Source organism: Xenococcus sp. PCC 7305 (genome assembly GCF_000332055.1).
GTDB lineage: Bacteria > Cyanobacteriota > Cyanobacteriia > Cyanobacteriales > Xenococcaceae > Xenococcus.
This window is the reverse complement of record NZ_ALVZ01000205.1, coordinates 1-1201: the sequence shown is the minus strand read 5'-3', so window position 1 is coordinate 1201 and position 1201 is coordinate 1. Positions and strand designations below refer to the sequence as shown.

Genomic DNA, 1201 nt, shown 5'->3' with positions numbered 1-1201 from the left:
TCATAAAATTAGCTGAGATTCTCTAATTCTGCTTATTATGAGTATACAATGTCAGCCTTTCTTTTCTCTCAAATTTTCGTCGAACTCACGTTGAATCAAAAGACAAATTTTTAATTTTTTGCTTTAAAATTTTACGATTCTTTACTACTGAAAACTACTAATAATATTTTGATTGACTTTGATATATCCTTCATCAACCACAGCAAAATGTTCTTTTAATTCTTGATGTGCTTGAGGCAAAGCATGAAAAGGAATCGCAGGATATAAATGATGTTCGGCATGGAAAGGCATATTCCACATCAAAAACTTAATAGGAAACCAGGTTAAAGTTGTGCGAGTGTTCGTTAAATAATTACCATCTTTGCTGCATCCTGTATGTTCTGCTAGGAGGATAAAGCGCAAAATTGGTTGTCCCACTGCTAAAGGCAATAACCAGAAAGTAATAAACCAAGGTTGTTGAAAGATCACAGAAAGAGCGATCGCGCCTCCATAAACAGCTAATTGCAATCGAGTCGATCTAATAACCTCATCTTTACCATCTTCAGAGATATAAGGCATATTCTCAAACTTGCCTGTCGCAACTTTATAGTGAGTAGCAAATTTCCCCAACCACCAATTACATCCGCTGATTTCAATTAAATATTCCTGCCAATTAGTCGGCTGAGGATCTTCTAATTCGGGATCTTTACCGGGAATTCGGGTATAGCGATGATGCCATTTATGATAGCGACGATAAAAACTACTGTTATAAAAAGAAAATACTCCTGCTAACCAGGCAACCAAATCGTTGAGACGAGCATTGGCAAAAGCAGTGCGATGTCCAGATTCGTGCAAAGGTGCAAACATTGCAGCCAAGCTAAAACCATAGATAACTAAAGCAGGTAACTTCAGCAACCAATTATCTGCTGTTGTCCATAAATATCCGCTGATTGTCATTACTGTTAAATGTCCCAATAATCTAACTAATCCTGGAAGATTTGCTTTTTTATTGAGTAATTTTAATTCGGCCCCGGTCAGGAGCTGTTTGGCTGATGATGATTCTAAAGGAAGAGGAGTTTGAACTTGGCTATCCATATATGTTTGACTCGACAGTGATGGTTGATAAAGTCAGCAATTCCAAATTCAAAAATTAAGAAGTATTTGCAGGGATGAAAGGTTCTGGTTCCGCATCGCCGAGCATAAAGTCGAGGAGATGGTGCCA

1 protein-coding gene is annotated in these 1201 nt (G+C 37.6%); it reads right to left on the bottom strand.

The genetic code is table 11. The annotated features are described in order from the left end of the window. Positions 1-144: 144 nt before the first annotated feature. Complete coding sequence (locus tag XEN7305_RS17250; RefSeq protein WP_006510767.1) at positions 145-1074, bottom strand: fatty acid desaturase family protein; 930 nt, start codon at positions 1072-1074, stop codon at positions 145-147. Positions 1075-1201: the final 127 nt, after the last annotated feature.